The sequence below is a fragment of the Mesorhizobium sp. ANAO-SY3R2 genome (assembly GCF_042466635.1).
In the GTDB taxonomy this organism is placed as follows: domain Bacteria; phylum Pseudomonadota; class Alphaproteobacteria; order Rhizobiales; family Rhizobiaceae; genus Aminobacter.
On sequence record NZ_CP159955.1, the window covers coordinates 3,456,275 to 3,472,021 of the forward strand.

The 15,747-nt window shown below is 64.5% G+C and carries 17 protein-coding genes; 4 read left to right on the forward strand and 13 right to left on the reverse strand.

The genetic code is table 11. The features are described 5' to 3' along the window. Window positions 1-293 precede the first annotated feature (293 nt). From gstA to ubiE, 6 genes are all read right to left on the reverse strand, one after another. Window positions 294-899 carry a glutathione transferase GstA gene (gstA, locus tag ABSY17_RS21585; protein ID WP_378945294.1) on the reverse strand — a complete coding sequence of 202 codons (606 nt, stop codon included), beginning with the start codon at window positions 897-899 and terminating at the stop codon, window positions 294-296. Window positions 900-1,023: 124 nt separating this feature from the next. Beyond that, window positions 1,024-2,241 (reverse strand): bifunctional phosphopantothenoylcysteine decarboxylase/phosphopantothenate--cysteine ligase CoaBC, encoded by a 1,218-nt coding sequence (gene coaBC / locus ABSY17_RS21590; protein ID WP_378945298.1) that lies wholly within the window; start codon window positions 2,239-2,241, stop codon window positions 1,024-1,026. Window positions 2,242-2,250: 9 nt separating this feature from the next. After that, a complete protein-coding gene (locus tag ABSY17_RS21595) occupies window positions 2,251-2,652 on the reverse strand; it encodes a type II toxin-antitoxin system VapC family toxin (protein WP_378945301.1) in 402 nt (133 codons plus the stop codon). After that, complete coding sequence (locus ABSY17_RS21600) at window positions 2,652-2,924, reverse strand: hypothetical protein (protein ID WP_378945304.1); 273 nt, start codon at window positions 2,922-2,924, stop codon at window positions 2,652-2,654. Before ABSY17_RS21600 ends, ABSY17_RS21595 begins: the two co-directional genes overlap by 1 nt. 63 nt (window positions 2,925-2,987) lie before the next feature. Then, window positions 2,988-4,562 (reverse strand): 2-polyprenylphenol 6-hydroxylase, encoded by a 1,575-nt coding sequence (gene ubiB / locus ABSY17_RS21605; protein WP_378945307.1) that lies wholly within the window; start codon window positions 4,560-4,562, stop codon window positions 2,988-2,990. A gap of 13 nt (window positions 4,563-4,575) precedes the next feature. Further along, the gene (gene ubiE / locus ABSY17_RS21610) at window positions 4,576-5,352 is read right to left on the reverse strand and encodes a bifunctional demethylmenaquinone methyltransferase/2-methoxy-6-polyprenyl-1,4-benzoquinol methylase UbiE (protein ID WP_378945309.1); all 777 of its coding nucleotides are present in this window, start codon (window positions 5,350-5,352) and stop codon (window positions 4,576-4,578) included. Between the two features lie 110 nt (window positions 5,353-5,462). On the opposite strand from ubiE, the gene ABSY17_RS21615 reads away from it, so the two are divergent. From ABSY17_RS21615 to ABSY17_RS21625, 3 genes are all read left to right on the forward strand, one after another. Continuing rightward, window positions 5,463-6,437 (forward strand): adenosine deaminase, encoded by a 975-nt coding sequence (locus ABSY17_RS21615; RefSeq protein ID WP_378945312.1) that lies wholly within the window; start codon window positions 5,463-5,465, stop codon window positions 6,435-6,437. A 103-nt stretch (window positions 6,438-6,540) separates the two neighbouring features. Next, window positions 6,541-7,167 (forward strand): uracil phosphoribosyltransferase, encoded by a 627-nt coding sequence (gene upp / locus ABSY17_RS21620; RefSeq protein WP_378945315.1) that lies wholly within the window; start codon window positions 6,541-6,543, stop codon window positions 7,165-7,167. A 99-nt stretch (window positions 7,168-7,266) separates the two neighbouring features. Beyond that, window positions 7,267-7,809, forward strand: a complete 543-nt coding sequence (locus tag ABSY17_RS21625; RefSeq protein WP_378945318.1) for a TIGR02281 family clan AA aspartic protease — start codon at window positions 7,267-7,269, stop codon at window positions 7,807-7,809. Between the two features lie 175 nt (window positions 7,810-7,984). Here the strand turns inward: ABSY17_RS21625 and deoA are convergent, their stop codons facing one another. From deoA to ABSY17_RS21655, 6 genes are read right to left on the reverse strand one after another with little or no spacing between them, the layout of a single operon-like run. Next, the gene (gene deoA / locus ABSY17_RS21630) at window positions 7,985-9,304 is read right to left on the reverse strand and encodes a thymidine phosphorylase (protein WP_378945321.1); all 1,320 of its coding nucleotides are present in this window, start codon (window positions 9,302-9,304) and stop codon (window positions 7,985-7,987) included. Between the two features lie 16 nt (window positions 9,305-9,320). Then, on the reverse strand, window positions 9,321-10,127 hold the full coding sequence (locus tag ABSY17_RS21635) for a purine-nucleoside phosphorylase (RefSeq protein WP_378945324.1): 807 nt from the start codon (window positions 10,125-10,127) through the stop codon (window positions 9,321-9,323). Next, on the reverse strand, window positions 10,124-10,516 hold the full coding sequence (locus ABSY17_RS21640) for a cytidine deaminase (RefSeq protein ID WP_378945327.1): 393 nt from the start codon (window positions 10,514-10,516) through the stop codon (window positions 10,124-10,126). Before ABSY17_RS21640 ends, ABSY17_RS21635 begins: the two co-directional genes overlap by 4 nt. A 3-nt stretch (window positions 10,517-10,519) precedes the next feature. Beyond that, on the reverse strand, window positions 10,520-11,491 hold the full coding sequence (locus ABSY17_RS21645; RefSeq protein WP_378945329.1) for an ABC transporter permease: 972 nt from the start codon (window positions 11,489-11,491) through the stop codon (window positions 10,520-10,522). Window position 11,492: 1 nt separating this feature from the next. Beyond that, window positions 11,493-12,635: an ABC transporter permease gene (locus ABSY17_RS21650; RefSeq protein WP_378945332.1), complete on the reverse strand. Its 1,143-nt coding sequence runs from the start codon at window positions 12,633-12,635 to the stop codon at window positions 11,493-11,495. Further along, entirely contained in the window at window positions 12,632-14,164 is a 1,533-nt protein-coding gene (locus ABSY17_RS21655) for an ABC transporter ATP-binding protein (protein ID WP_378945335.1), read from the reverse strand. Before ABSY17_RS21655 ends, ABSY17_RS21650 begins: the two co-directional genes overlap by 4 nt. Before the next feature lie 165 nt (window positions 14,165-14,329). Here ABSY17_RS21655 and ABSY17_RS21660 point away from each other — a divergent pair, with 165 nt between their 5' ends. Then, window positions 14,330-14,539: a SlyX family protein gene (locus ABSY17_RS21660; protein ID WP_378945338.1), complete on the forward strand. Its 210-nt coding sequence runs from the start codon at window positions 14,330-14,332 to the stop codon at window positions 14,537-14,539. 61 nt (window positions 14,540-14,600) lie between these two features. On the opposite strand, the gene ABSY17_RS21665 is transcribed toward ABSY17_RS21660, so the two are convergent. Continuing rightward, on the reverse strand, window positions 14,601-15,590 hold the full coding sequence (locus ABSY17_RS21665) for a BMP family protein (RefSeq protein WP_378945340.1): 990 nt from the start codon (window positions 15,588-15,590) through the stop codon (window positions 14,601-14,603). Window positions 15,591-15,747 lie beyond the last annotated feature (157 nt).

Consider the following 15,747-nt stretch of genomic DNA (forward strand, 5'->3'; position numbering starts at 1 on the left):
GCGAGAACGAAGATGTCCACCTTCGGAACTCCCTTTCCTGAGATTGTCCCGGCGCCTGGGCGCACCGAGATCATTGATGGCGCACGACAACAACGGCGCCTGCTATGCCGGCGACGTCGGTCGGGCTTTGATTTTCAGGAAAACTATGCTCGCGAACCGCATTAAGGTTCGAGTGAGCGGGGCAGTGAAAGAAATAGGAATTCCATAAAGAAACGGCCCGCAGGCGCTTGCATGCGGGCCGTCGAAAACTGCAATACCGGCAGCTCTACTGCCGAGGACAGGCTACCTGAAGATCAGGCGAGGCCTTCCGCGCGCAGCGCCTTCTGCACCGCCGGGCGGGTGGCCACGGTGCCGAGGTAGCGCTGGATGTTGACGAAGGACGACAGGTCGATGCCGACGTGCTTGGCCCAGCCGAGGATCGTCCAGAGATAGGCGTCAGCAGCGGTGAAGGCATCGCCCATCAGGTAGGAGCGGCCTTCGAGCTTGCCGTCGACATAGGCGAGGCGCTTGGCGAGGAGCTCGCGGTTGATCTCCTTGGTGGCCTCGGGCGTGTTGGGCTTGAAGAAGGCGCCGAAGACCTTGTGCAACTCGGTGGCGACGAAGGCGAGCCACTGCTGGACGCGGTAGCGGGCCATTTCGCCGGCCTTGGGCATCAGGCCGCTCTCAGGCTTCTGGTCGGCGAGATACTGAACCAGCACCGAGGCTTCGGTCATCAGTTCGCCGTCGGGCAGGACAAGTGCGGGTACATAGCCGTTGGGGTTGGTGGCGAGGAAATCCTGCTGGGCTTCGGTGGTCTTGGTCTTGCCGTCGACCTTGACGAGATCGAGATCGATGCCGACTTCGTTGGCGACGATGTGCGGGGCCAGCGAGCAGGCGCCGGGCATGTAGAAGAGCTTCATTTCCAGAAATGTCTCCGAATGAGTGGAGCTTGGATTTCGCACGCGCGCGCGAAGCGGCCAAGCACCCATTCGGTGAACACTATGTTACCTGCGTGACGCCGGTGCGGCCTCGAATGCCAGCGGCTCACACCGTGATTGTCTTGAGCTTCTCGGCAATGAGGCCTGCGAGCCGGGCAGCCACCTCTTCCTTGGGCAGGTCCGGCCATTCATCGACGCCGCTCTTGCTGACGATCCTGACGCGGTTGCGGTCGCCGCCCATGACGCCGCCCTCGTGGCTGACATCGTTGGCGACGATGAAATCGGCCCCCTTCTTGGCCAGCTTGGCCTGGGCGTTCTTCAGCACGTCCTGGGTCTCGGCGGCAAAGCCGACGACCAGAAAGGGCCGCTTGGCGTGATGCCCGACGCCGGCGAGGATGTCGGGGTTCTCGACCATCTGCAGTGCGGGAGGTCCCTCGCCCGCGACCTTCTTGATCTTCTCGCCAGAGGCATTGTCGGTGCGCCAGTCGGCCACGGCAGCGACGAAGACGGCGGCATCGGCGGGCAGAAGCTGCTCGACGGCATCGCGCATCTCTCGCGCGCTCTCGACGTGCAGCGTGTTCACCCCTGCCGGATCGGCGATATTGACCGGTCCGGAAACAAGGCGGACATCGGCGCCCAGCCTGGCCAGGGCGGCGGCGATGGCATGGCCCTGCTTGCCCGACGAGCGATTGGCAATGTAGCGCACCGGGTCGATCGGCTCATGCGTCGGCCCGGAGGTGATGATTATCTTTCTCCCGGCCAAAGGTTTTGGGCGGCTATCCAGCAGCGCCTCGATGGCGGCGACGATCTCCAGCGGCTCGGCCATGCGGCCCTCGCCCGCCTCGCCGCTTTCGGCCATCTCGCCCTTCATCGGACCGACGAAGGCAATGCCGTCCTTCTCCAGCGTCGCCCGGTTGCGCCGCGTCGCGGCGTGCGACCACATCCTGGGGTTCATGGCGGGTGCGATCAGCACCTTCTTGTCGGTGGCGAGCAGAACGGTCGAGGCAAGGTCGTTGGCATGGCCATTGGCGAGCTTGGCCATGAGGTCGGCGGTGGCGGGGGCGACGACCAGCAGGTCGGCCTCGCGCGACAGCCTGATGTGGCCGACGTCGTGCTCATCCTGGCGGTCGAACAGGTCGGAGAAGACATGGTCGGCCGTCAGCGCGCCGACCGACAGCGGGGTGACGAATTCCTGCGCGGCAGACGTCATGACCGCCCGCACAGATGCGCCGCGCTCGCGCAGCCGGCGGATCAGGTCAAGCGACTTGTAGGCCGCGATGCCGCCGCCGATGATGAGCAGAATGCGCTTGCCGGAAAGGATCATGCTGGGCCCTCAGGCCGGCTTCAGCGCCGGCTCGATGTCGGTATGGATGAAATCGTCGCCCTTGAAAAGCAGCGGCAGGTTCCGGGTCCTGGCGAGCGCGTAGGCGAAGCAGTCGCCGAAGTTGAGCTTCGCGGCGTGCCCGGAACCCCTGCTGTATCTTACCCGTGCCGCTATGGCAGCCTCGAGTTCCTGCTCGCCAAACGGGACCAGTGTTATCAGCGTGTCGGAAACCAGCCCTTGGAGAAACGACAGCCCTTTCGTCGGCGCAACTCCGGCCAGCACGAACGCGCATTCGAGGTAGGTCGGAGCAGCCATCAGCTTGCCGGGCGTCTGTTCCAACTTCCTGCTAAACGCCAGCGCCTCCGGCTCACGGCGGGCGATTGCCACGATGGCCGAGGTGTCAACGACCATCACAGACCCTCGAACTCGCCGCTGATCGCATCGCTCAATTCCTTCTGCGAGAAGAATTTGTAGCGACTGTCGGTCGGCTCATCTGCTTCGAGCTCTGCAGCCCGGCGCAAGATCTCATCGGCGCTGATGCGGGACGCGGGCATGTGCTGTTCCACCTCGTCCGACAGGAGCTGTCGGAGGGCTTCCTCCAGCGAGTTGCCGCTTTGCGCCGCTTTCACGCGTAGCGCCTGCTTCACATGATCGGGCACGTTCCTAATGGTGAGGGTGGCCATGGGCGCCTCCGTGCTGTCAATGACTGCAATGTAGTCATTGACAGCACTTGCGTCAAACGACGGTCAGAGCAGCTTCCAGGCGATGTAAACAAGCGTCAGCGCGATGACCCAGAGCGCGATGCGGCCGGAGCGCGTGTGGCGCGCCTCGGCCTTGCCGATGGCATGCGCCGTCGCATCGTCGAAACGCAGGCCGTTCTCGGCCATGGCGTCGATCTCGCGCGACAGGCGCTCGGCGCGGGCCGAAAGATCGGGCGCTTGGCGGGCTAGCGACAGCAAGGCGCCAAGGCCATCGCGTGCATCGACCAGCAGGCCGCGCGGGCCAAGATTGCCCGCGATCCAGTTGCCGACCACAGGCTCGGCGGTCTTCCACATGTTGAAGGCCGGATCGAGCGAGCGGGCGACGCCCTCGACGACGACCATGGTCTTCTGCAGCAGCACCAGTTCCGGCCGCGTCTCCATGTCGAACAGTTCGGTGACCTCGAATAGCAGGGTCAAAAGCTTGGCCATCGAGATGGTTTCGGCCGGCTGGCCATGGATCGGTTCGCCGATGGCGCGGATGGCCTGCGCGAAGGCCGCGACGTCGTGCTTGCGCGGCACGTAGCCGGCCTCAAAATGCACTTCGGCGACTCGGGTATAGTCGCGGGTGATGAAGCCGTAGAGGATCTCGGCGAGGAAGCGACGCTCCTTCTTGCCGAGACGGCCGGAGATGCCGAGGTCGACAGCGACGATGTCGCCCTTGGCGTCGACGAACATGTTGCCCGGATGCATGTCGGCATGGAAGAAACCGTCGCGCAACGTGTGGCGCAGGAACGACTGGATCAGGGTTGCGGCGATCGCCTTGAGATCGTGGCCGGCAGCGCGCAGGCCTTCGATGTCATTGAGCTTGACGCCGTCGATCCACTCCATGGTGAGCACGTCGCGGCCGGTGCGTTCCCAGTCGACTGATGGCACGCGGAAGCCGGGATCGTCCTTGGTGTTCTCGCCGAGCTCGGAATAGGCGGCCGCCTCGAGGCGGAAATCCATCTCGACCTTGGTGGTCTGCGCCAACGTCTCGGTGACCTGGACCGGGCGCAGGCGGCGGCTCGAGGGGATGTAGCGCTCCTGCAGCCGGGCGGCGAGGAAGTAGCTTTCGAGATCCTGGAAGAAGCGTTTGCGCACGCCGGGGCGGATGACCTTGACCGCGACCTTGCGAACGCCGTCCGGAGTCGCGACCTCGGCCGGATGAACCTGGGCGATGGACGCTGCCGCGACCGGATCGCCGAATTTGACATAGAGGTCGGAAACGCTGCGTCCGAGCGAGCCTTCGATCGCGTCGACGGCTTCGGACACCGGGAAGGTCGCCATCGAGTCTTGCAGCAGGGCCAGGTCGAGCGCGATCTCGTCGCCGACGACGTCGGGGCGGGTGGCCAGGAACTGGCCAAGCTTGACATAGGACGGCCCCAGCCGGGCAATCGCATTGGCAAGGCGGTCGCTGCGCTGCTTGGTCCGGGCGCGGCGGCGCGTGAAAATCTTGGCGACACGCCAGCCGAGTTTCGGCAGCCCGTCGAGCTGGTCGCCTGGCAGTGCCGCCACCACCCCCTCGCGCACCATGATCCAGCCGGCTCGGGCGAGCCGGAACGACGCTCCGATACTGCTCATCGCGCGCCTTCCGTCAAAGCTTCCAGCCCGAATGCAGGGCCGCGATGCCGCCCGAATAGTTGCGGAAGTTGACCCGTTCAAAACCGGCGCGCTCGATCATCGCCGCAAAATTCTTCTGGTTGGGGAATTTGCGGATCGATTCGACGAGATAGGCGTAAGGTTCGCCGTCGCCGGTGACGAGCTGACCGATGCGTGGAATCGCATTGAACGACCATGCCTCGTAAACGCGGTCGAGCAGCGGCATGTCGACCTCGGAGAATTCGAGAACGAGGAGGCGCCCCCCCGGCTTGAGGACGCGATAAGCCTCGGAAAGTGCGACATCGATGCGCGGCACGTTCCGGATGCCGAAGGCGATCGTGTATGCGTCGAAGGTTTCGTCGGCGAAGGGCAACTCCTCGGCATTGGCCTCGACGAAATCGGTCTTGTCGGCGAGGCCGCGCTTTTCGGCGCGTTCACGACCCACGCCGAGCATCGAGCCGTTGATGTCGAGAACAGTGGCATGGGCGTTGCCATGCGAGGCGTCGATGATTCGGAAGGAGATGTCGCCGGTGCCGCCGGCCACGTCGAGCACCTTCCAGCCGGGACGGCGCGGCGGGTTGAGGGCTGCGACCATGGCGTCCTTCCACAACCGGTGCAGGCCGCCGGACATCAGGTCGTTCATCAGGTCGTAGCGGTTGGCGACCTTGTGGAAGACCTCGTTGACCAAGCTCTGCTTGTCGCCCGCGCCGACATTGCGGAAACCATATGAAGTTTCCATGCCTCCGTCGGCGGTCGTCCGTTGTTCTGACATTTTCTTGTCCAATCAAATCCGGCGGGACCATAGCCGATCACACCAGCGGGCGCTATTGTTTGAAACGCGGTTTTCGGCCGCGCCTGTGCCGAGACGACGAGGAACATCGAATGCCTTTGAAAGCCGAGCTGCACTGCCACATCGAAGGTGCAGCAGCACCCGAACTCGTCATCCGCCAGGCAGACAAATACGGCAAGGACGCTTCGCCCTACATTCAGAATGGCTCCTTCGTCTGGAACGACTTCACCTCGTTCCTGGCTGCCTACGACTTCGCCGCCGACCTCTTCCGCACCGAGGAGGACTATGCGCGGCTCGCCGAGCACTACCTCACCAGCCTCGCGCGCGACGGCGCGATCTATTCGGAAGTGTTCACCTCGCCCGACCACGCCATCAAGGCCGGGCTGTCGCCGATGGCCTACACCCGCGCGCTCGGCGAGGGCATCGAACGGGCCAGGGCCAAGACCGGCATCGAGGGCCGGATGATCGTCACCGGCGTTCGCCATGTCGGGATAGAATCGATCGAGGCCGCCGCCCGCTTCGCCGCCAGATGCGACCACCCGCTGGTGACCGGCTTCGGCGTGGCCGGAGACGAGCGCATGGGCGACTTCGAGGACTATGTGCGCGCCTTCGAGATTGCGCGGGAGGCAGGCCTCGGCATCACCATCCATGCCGGCGAGCTGTTGGGCTGGGAAAGCGTGGCGGCTGCGCTCGACCACATCCGCCCCTCACGCATCGGCCATGGCGTGCGCGCCATCGAGAATCCCGACCTGGTCAAGCGCATCGCCGACGAGGGCGTGGTGCTGGAAGTCTGCCCCGGCTCGAACATCGCGCTGAAAGTGTTCAACAGTTTTGCCGAGCATCCCTTCCGCAGGCTGCGCGACGCCGGCTGCAAGGTGACGCTGAATTCCGACGACCCGCCCTATTTCTGGACCAATCTGAAGCGCGAATACGACATCGCCGCCGAGCATTTCGGGATGGACCAGAAGGCGCTTTTGGCAACCACGCGCATCGCGATCGAGGCGGCGTTCGTCGACAGGAAGACGAAAGCAGCGCTCCTTGCACGTCTCGACGGCCACAAACGCTGAAATTGTGCCGACAAAACTGTGGTTCAAGGCGGGCTGGTCGTTGGTTGGCGGCGCGCCAGCCGATAGAATGCCGTCAAACTTCCGAGTTCCAGGAGCGTAAGCCATGACCGTGACCGTCGTCGACCATCCGCTGGTGCAGCACAAGCTGACCATCATGCGGGACAAGGAAACCTCGACGGCCGGGTTCCGCCGTCTGCTGCGCGAGATCTCGCTGTTGCTCGGCTACGAGGTGACGCGCGACCTCGAACTGACCACCAAGACCATCGAAACGCCGATCGAAACGATGGTGGCGCCGACGCTCGAGGGCAAGAAACTGGTGTTCGCCTCGGTTCTGCGCGCCGGCAACGGCCTGCTGGAAGGCCTGCTCGACCTGGTGCCGGCGGCGCGCGTTGCCCATGTCGGGCTCTACCGCGACCACGAGACGCTCGAAGCGGTCGAGTATTTCTTCAAGGCGCCGAGCGACCTTGCCGACCGGCTGGTGATCGTCGTCGACCCGATGCTGGCCACCGCCAATTCGGCGATCGCAGCGATCGACAAGCTCAAGAGCCGCGGCGCCACCAACATCCGCTTCCTGTGCCTGCTGGCCTCGCCCGAGGGCATCGAGCGCTTCACCAAGGCGCATCCGGATGTACCGGTGTTCACCGCCTCGATCGACCGCGCGCTCAACGAGAAGGGCTACATCGTGCCGGGCCTCGGCGACGCCGGCGACCGCATGTACGGCACCAAATAGTCGGTTAACCCGGGGTTTACCGACTTTGCGGCGGGTTTGCGGCCGTTAAGGCTGCACTCACCACGGCCTGATATCGTGACGCCAAACAAGAGGCGTCACATGCTGCGCAAACTGATCATCTTCGGCGTTTGCGCCGGGGCCTCGGCCTCGGTGCCGACGCTCTACGAAAAGCACGGCGATACGCTGCAGGCCATGCTCGGCACCAGCACCGGCAGCGACGCGCCCACGCAGCGGCCGATCGAGATCGCTGCCGCCTCGACGCCAGCCAGCGGTCGCCGCGTAGTGATCGATGCCGACACGCGCGGGCATTTCACCGCACCGTTCAAGATCAACGGCCGCGCGGTCGACGCCATGGTCGACACTGGGGCCACGCTGGTGGCGATCAACCTTTCGACGGCGCGACGTGCCGGCGTGAAGGTGTCGGCCAGTGACTTCACCCGCGAAGCCAACACCGCCAACGGCATCGCCAAGGCTGCGCTGGCACGGATCGACCGACTGGAGATCGGCAGGATTACGGTCGAAGACGTGCCGGTGGCGGTGCTCGAGGACAAGGCGCTCTCCACCACGCTGGTCGGCATGAGCTTTCTGTCGCGGTTGAAGAAATACCAAGTCGAGAACGGGACACTGCTTCTGGTGCAGTAGCGCGTCCTTCGAGGCTCGCCCCAACACGCTCGCGCCCAGTTCAGGAAGATTTTGCGAGGGCTCGCTCCTCAGGATGAGGGAAGTCGGCGCAAACGCCCCTCATCCTGAGGAGCGAGCCCTCGCGACGGCGACGGGCCAGGGCGGATTGGAAAGGGCGAGCCTCGAAGGACGCACCTCAATCCTGCGGCACGATTCTTCGAACGACTGCCTTCTGCGCGACGGGCTTGGCCTCTCCGATGCCATAGGCGGCAAGCACGGCAGCTGCGGCGGCCTCGGCGTCCGAAGCGCTGCGTGCATGGACCAGAGCCAGCGGCTCGCCGGCCCGCACCTCAGCACCGACCGGCAGCAACCCCGAGAGGCCGACGGCGTGGTCGACCTTGTCATCCGGACGCGTCCGACCGCCGCCGAGCGCTACGACAGCCAGGCCGACATCACGGGTGGCAATGCCCTTGACGAAGCCGTCGCGCTTAGCCTTCACCGCGAACTCGACATCCGCCCTGGGTAGGTATTTCGCCGGATATGAGACGAAGTCGCTGGGGCCGCCCAGCGCAGCGACCATGCGACCGAAGACTTCGGCGGCGCGGCCATTATCGAGCACGGAGCGCGCACGCGCTGCGGCCTCGCGGTGCGAGCCGGCAAGCCCAGCGGACAGCAGCATCTCGGCGGCAAGCGCCAGCGTCACCTCTTCCAGCCTCGGGTCGCGAAAACGACCGGTGAGGAAGTCGACAGCGTTCGTCACCTCGACCGCATTGCCGGCGGCAGACGCCAGCGGCTGGCTCATGTCGGTGATTAGCGCCGTGGTCTTCAGGTCCGCGCCGTTGGCGACCTCGACCAAGCTGGTGGCGAGCGCTGCGGCATCTCGCGTCTTTTCCATGAAGGCGCCGTTGCCGAGCTTGACGTCGAGCACCAGCGAACCGAGGCCGGCGGCGAGCTTCTTCGACAGGATCGAGGCGGTGATCAGCGGCACGGATTCGACTGTCGCAGTGACATCGCGCACGGCATAAAAGCGCTTGTCGGCGGGAGCGAGATCGGCGGTCTGACCGATGATGGCGCAGCCGGTCTCGGCCACGGTGCGGCGGAACAGCTCGAGGCCGGGCTGGCTGACATAGCCGGGGATCGAATCCATCTTGTCGAGCGTGCCGCCGGTGTGGCCGAGGCCGCGACCGGAGATCATCGGCACATAGGCACCGCAGGCAGCGACGATGGGCGCCAGCATCAAGGAGACATTGTCGCCCACGCCGCCGGTGGAGTGCTTGTCGGTGACGGGACCAGGCAGGTCCGACCAGTCGAGCACGTCGCCCGAATCGCGCATGGCTGATGTCAGCGCCACCGCCTCGCTGCGGCTCATACCGTTGAAGAACACCGCCATTCCGAAGGCGGCGATCTGGCCCTCGGAGACCAAGCCGGTAGCGATGCCCTTGACGAAAGCGGCGATCTCGACGCCGCTCAGGCCCTTGCCGTCGCGCTTGCGGCGGATGATCTCCTGCGGGAGCATCTAGCGGCCGTCCGCCTCACGCATCGAACATGTCCTTTTCGAACATCTCGCGCAGCACCGCCGCGAGGCGAGCGCCGCCTATCGGGGCCATGTCCTTGGTATCGCTGTGGGAAAGTTCCAACCCGGTCATGCCGGCGGCGAGATTGGTGACGACCGAGCATGCCAGCACCTTGAGGCCGAGAAAACGAGCGATGATCGCTTCGGGCACGGTCGACATGCCCACAGCATTGGCGCCCAGAATGCGGGCCATGCGGATCTCGGCCGGCGTCTCGAAGGACGGGCCGGAGAACCACATATAGACGCCCTTGTGGAGGTCGATGCCGGCCTGGCCGGCCGCTGCCTCGAACGCCTTGCGAAGACGCGCATCGTAAGCCTCGGTCATGCCGACGAAACGGCGATCCGTCGGCTCGCCGAACAGCGGATTGGTGCCGGCGAAATTGATGTGGTCCTCGATCAGCATGATCGAGCCGGGCAGCATCTCGGTGTCGACGGAGCCGGCGGCGTTGGTGAGCACCAGGCGGGTGATCCCGATGCCAGCCAACGTCTCGAGCGCCGGACGCATCGCGGACGCGTCGCCGTGCTCGTAATAATGGGCGCGGCCGGCCAGCATGATCACCGGTTGGCCGGCGAACAGGCCGGCAACGATCTCGCCGGCGTGGCCGGTCACGCCACTGCGCGGAAAGCCGGGCAGATCGGCATAGGGAACGCGAACGGCGTTCTCGACCTCCTCGACAAGGCCGCCGAGACCGGAGCCGAGCACCAGCGCGGTTGTCGGCGCGAGCCCGTCGAGCCGCTCGACGAGCACGTCAATGGCTTCCTTCATTTCAGCGCCTCCGCTTCGAAGCCGTAGGGAAAGATGTCTTTCAGACGGACGGTCTCGACGACGCCGGTGTCGTCGCAGAGATGAAGCGGCGTGTCGGGGCTTGCAAACTCGGCCAGGCGCTGGCGGCAGCCGCCGCAAGGCGTACACTTGGCCTTTTTCTCGGCGATCACGGCGATCTCGGTGATGTTGCCGCCACCGGCCATGACGTAGTGGCCAAGTGCTGTGGTCTCGGCGCACCAGCCCTCCGGAAAGGAGATCACCTCGATATTGGCGCCAGCGAACACGCGGCCGTCGTCGCAGCGGATCGCCGCGCCCACGGGGAATTTCGAGTAGGGCGCATGGGCCTTGGCCATGGCGGACTTCGCCGCTTCGAAGAGATCGTGCGACATTTTCTAACGCTCCTTCACATAAGGCACTCCGCCGGCACGCGGCGGGATAGCCTTGCCAATGAAGCCGGCGAGCAGGATGACGGTGAGCACATAGGGCAGCGCCTGCATGAACTGGACCGGGACCTGGCCGATGACAGGCAGCGGCGAGCCCTGCAGGCGGATCGACAGGGCGTCGAGGAAGCCGAACAGCAGGCAGGCAAACATTGCCGGCACCGGCTTCCACTTGGCGAAGATCAACGCGGCCAGCGCGATGTAGCCGCGGCCGGCGGTCATGTCCTTGACGAATCCGGCATTCTGGGCGAGCGCCATGTAGGAGCCGGCGAGCCCGGTGAGGATGCCGGTGCAGATGAGGGCACGGTAGCGCAGCCAGGCCACCGAAATGCCGGCAGTGTCGACGGCAGCCGGATTTTCGCCGACGGCGCGCAGGCGCAGGCCGAAGCGGGTGCGGAACAGCACCCACCAAGTGAACGGCACGGCGAGGAAGGCGACGTAGGTCAAAAGCGAGTGGCCCGACAGCAGACCCGAATAGAGCTGGCCGATGACGGGCACGTCACGCAGCGCATCGGCGCCCGGCAAGTTGATTGCGCCGAAGCGGCCTTCCGGCGGCAGCGACGGCGTGCGGCCACCCTGCTGGAACCAGGCCTGGCCGAGGATGATGGTGGAGCCGGCGGCGATGAAGTTGATCGCCACGCCCGAGACGATCTGGTTGCCGCGATGAGTGATCGAGGCGAAGCCGTGGACCATCGACATTCCAACCGAAACGAGGATGGCGACAGCAAGGCCGATCCACGCCGAGGCGAATACGGCGGCTGCCGCGGCCCCGGCAAAGGCGCCGGCCAGCATCTTGCCTTCGAGGCCGATGTCGAAGACGCCCGAGCGTTCCGAATAAAGCCCGGCGAGACAGGCGAGCAGCAGCGGCACCGACAGGCGGACGGTGGAGTTCAACAGGTTGATGAGCGTGTCGACGAATTCCATGTCAGGCACGCTCCTCTTTGGCGGCGACAAGGCCGACCGATCGTGGGCTGAAGCTTGCGAAGAGGCCCTGGATGGCCGGACGGAACATGTGTTCGAGCGCGCCGGCAAACAGGATCACCAGACCCTGAATGATGACGATCATGTCGCGGCTGATGTTGGGCATCTCGAAGGCAAGCTCGGCGCCGCCCTGGTAGAGCATGCCGAACAGGATCGCCGCCGGGACGATGCCGGCAGGATGCGAACGGCCCATCAGCGCCACCGCGATGCCGACGAAACCGGCGCCGCCGACGAAGTCGAGCGGCACGTTGTGCTGGTCGCCCATCAGCGGGTTGAGCGCCATCATGCCGGCGAGCGCGCCCGAAATCAGCATGGTGACGATGATGATGCGGGATTCGGAAATGCCGGCGTAGCGCGCAGCCTTCGGGCTGAAGCCCATGGTGCGGATCTCGTAGCCAAGCCTGGTGCGCCAGATCAGCACCCAGACCACGAAGGCCATGACCAGCGCCAGAATGAACGAGATGTTGAGCGGAACCGAGGGGCGCACCTTCATGCCGAGCTCGGTCAGCAGCCAGCCGAGCTTGGGCAGTTGCGCGCCTTCGAGGAACTGGCGCGTCTGCGGTGCCATGGCGCCGACCGGCTTCAGCACGTTGACCAGCATGTAGACCATCGCGCTAGCGGCGATGAAGTTGAACATGATGGTGGTAATGACGATGTGCGATCCGCGCTTGGCCTGCAGATAGGCAGGGATCAGCGCCCACAAGGCACCAACCAATGCCGAAGCAATGATCGCCAGCGGAAAGACCACCCACCACGGCAGCACACTATCGAAGGTCAGTGCCACTGCAGCGACGCCAAGGCCGGCGATATAGGCCTGGCCCTCACCGCCGATGTTGAACAGGCCGCAATGGAAGGCGACCGCAACTGCAAGCCCGGTGAATATGAAGTTGGTGGCGTAAAACAGCGTGTAGGCGATGCCCTGCCCGCTGCCGAACGCACCTTCGACGAGGATGACGGCGGCGCGCAGTGGATTCTCGCCGACCAGCAGCACGACCAGGCCAGCCACGAAGAATGCGACCAGCAGGTTAACCAGCGGGATCAGCCCGTAATCGGCCCAGGCGGGGAGTTTTGCGTAAGGCGTGCTCATTCGGCGGCCTCCTTGTGTTCGACGCCAGCCATCAGGAGACCAAGCTCGCCTTCGCCGGTTTCGGGCCCGCGCTCGCCGACGACGCGGCCGGCGAACATCACCAGGATACGGTCGGACAGCGAGCGGATCTCGTCGAGCTCGACCGAGATCAAAAGCACCGCCTTGCCCTGGTCGCGCATGGCGATCAGCCGCTTGTGGATGAATTCGATGGCCCCGACATCAACGCCGCGCGTCGGCTGCCCGACGATCAGCACGCCGGGGTCTTGTTCAATTTCACGCGCGAGCACGATCTTCTGCTGGTTGCCGCCGGAGAAATTGGCAGTCTTGAGCCGCGGATTGGCCGGACGGATGTCGTATTTGGCGATCTTTTCCTGGGCGTCCTTCTGGATCGCGTCGAGGTTCAGCAAAGGGCCGTTCAGATATTGCGGCTTGTCGTGGTAGCCGAGGATCGAGTTCTCGCTTTCGTCAAAGGCGAGCACCAGCCCGACATGATGCCGGTCCTCCGGCACATGGGCGAGGCCGCGGTCGCGCAACTCGCCGGGGTCGACATTGCCGGTGACGTCGATCGGCCTGCCGTCGAGCAGCACGGTGCCCGACACCGCCTTGCGGATGCCGGAGACGGCCTCCATCAGTTCCGACTGGCCGTTGCCGGCAACCCCGGCGATGCCGACGATCTCGCCGGCACGGACGTCGAACGAGACGTTGTCGACCATGGTGACGCCACGGGAATCCTTGACGGTCAGGTTCTGGACCCGGAGCTTGACGTCGCCGGGCTGGGCCTCGCCCTTTTCGACGCGCAGCAGCACGCGGCGGCCGACCATCAATTCGGCCAGTTCCTCGACGGTGGTGTCCCTGGTCCTGCGGGTGGCAACCATCGTGCCCTGGCGCATGACAGAGACATTGTCGGTAATCGCCATGATCTCGCGCAGCTTGTGGGTGATCAGCACCACCGTCTTGCCCTGGTCCTTGAGCTGCTGGAGGATCCGGAACAGGTGGTCGGCCTCGGCCGGCGTCAGCACGCCGGTGGGTTCGTCGAGGATCAGGATCTCGGCGCCGCGGTAGAGCGCCTTGAGGATTTCGACGCGCTGCTGCAGCCCGACGGGCAGTTCCTCGATGATGGCATCAGGGTCGACCTCAAGGCCGTATTCCTGCTCGAGCCGCCGCAGTTCCGAACGCGCCTTGGCGATCGACTTGTTGAGCAGCGCTTCGCCTTCCGCTCCGAGGATGACGTTTTCCAGCACCGAGAAGTTCTCGACCAGCATGAAGTGCTGATGGACCATGCCGATGCCGGCGGCGATGGCGTCGTTCGGCGTCTTGATGGTTGCCGGTTTGCCGTTGACCTGGATTTCGCCACTGTCGGCGTGGTAGAAGCCGTAGAGGATCGACATCAGCGTCGACTTGCCCGCACCGTTCTCACCGATGATGCCGTGGATGGTGCCGCGCTGGATCTCGAGCGCGATGTCACGGTTGGCGCGCACCGCGCCGAAACTCTTGTTGATGCCGATCAGTTCGATTGCAGCTTCCGCCATGCCACCGTCCCACTCAGGTTCTTATGTTCTTGTTATGGCTTGCCGGAAGAGCTAGCACGCCGATCATGCCCTGCCAATCGGCTCGGTCGGCAGCTCTCGACAAACGACCGCGGCACGCCCAACTTCGCCAACACCTGCCATTTTCCGGACCGAAGAGGATAGAACATGAACAAGCCCGAGGACCGGCTGACGACGCTCGAAATCCGCGCCGCCGAACAGGAGCATGTGATCGAGGAGCTTTCCGCAGAGATCGCAGAGCAGTGGAAGACCATCGAGCGGATGCAGAAGAAACTCGAAGTGCTGACCGAACGCTTCCTGACCCTTGAGGAGCAGACCCTGCCGGACACGCCGGTGACCAAGCCGCCGCATTGGTAGGCGCCGATAAAGAAAACGCCGCCAGACCAGGGTCCGGCGGCGCTTCTTGTTCAGACAAGGATCAATAGGGGCACTTGTCGTCCGAGGTGTAGTCATGCACCTGGATGGTGCCAGCGATGATGTCGGCCTTGGCCTTCTCGACAGCGGCCTTCATCTCGTCGGTGACGAGCGCCTTGTTGTTGTCGTCCATGGCGTAGTCGACACCGCCTTCCTTGAGGCCGAGATTGTTGAAGCCAGGGGTGAACTTGTCGTTCTTGGTGTCCATGAAGGCGTTGTAGACGGCGACATCGACGCGCTTGAGCATCGAGGTCAGCACCTTGCCGGGCTGCAGGCCATTCTGGTTGGAATCGACGCCGATGCCGAGCTTGCCGGCGTCAGCCGCAGCCTGAAGCACGCCGACGCCGGTGCCGCCAGCGGCATGGTAAATAACGTCCGCGCCCTGCGAGATCTGGGTCTTGGCGATTTCGCCGCCCTTCGTCGGATCGTTCCAGGCCGCAGGCGTGTCGCCGGTCATGTTGTAAAGCACCTCGGTCGCGCCACCAGCCTTGGCGCCGCCAACGTAGCCGCAACCAAACTTGCGGATCAGCGGAACGTCCATGCCGCCGACAAAGCCGACCTTCTTGGACTTGGAGGCCATGGCTGCCAGCATGCCGACGATGTAGGAGCCTTCATTGTCCTTGAAGACCACCGAGCGGACGTTGGGCTTGTCGACGACCATGTCGATGATGGCGAACTTCAGGTCCGGATAGTCGGCCGCGACCTTTTCGAGCGCCTCGGACCACGAGAAGCCAGCCATGACGATCGGATTGCGGCCGTCTTCGGCGAAGCGGCGAAGCGCCTGCTCGCGCTGCGAAGCGTTGGAGACCTCGAATTCCACGTAAGGAATGCCGGTCTCGGCCTTGAACTTCTCGGCGCCATTGTACGACGCCTCATTGAACGACTTGTCGAACTTGCCGCCGAGGTCATAGAGCAGCGCCGGCTGGACATCGGCTGCAAGCGCCGGAAGGCACATGGCGGTGGCCGCCAGAAGGCCGAGAACGATACGTTTCATGTGATCCACACCCTGTCGGTTGTCTTTTCGCGATCACCGCACGTGCCGTTCTTGCGGACTGCGCGCGGCGCATGGCGGAGCCTTATCCCCCCGCGCATGGCCATATCTTGCACGGGCCAAAACAAAATTCACGTGGAATCTTGACCTCTTGGAAAAA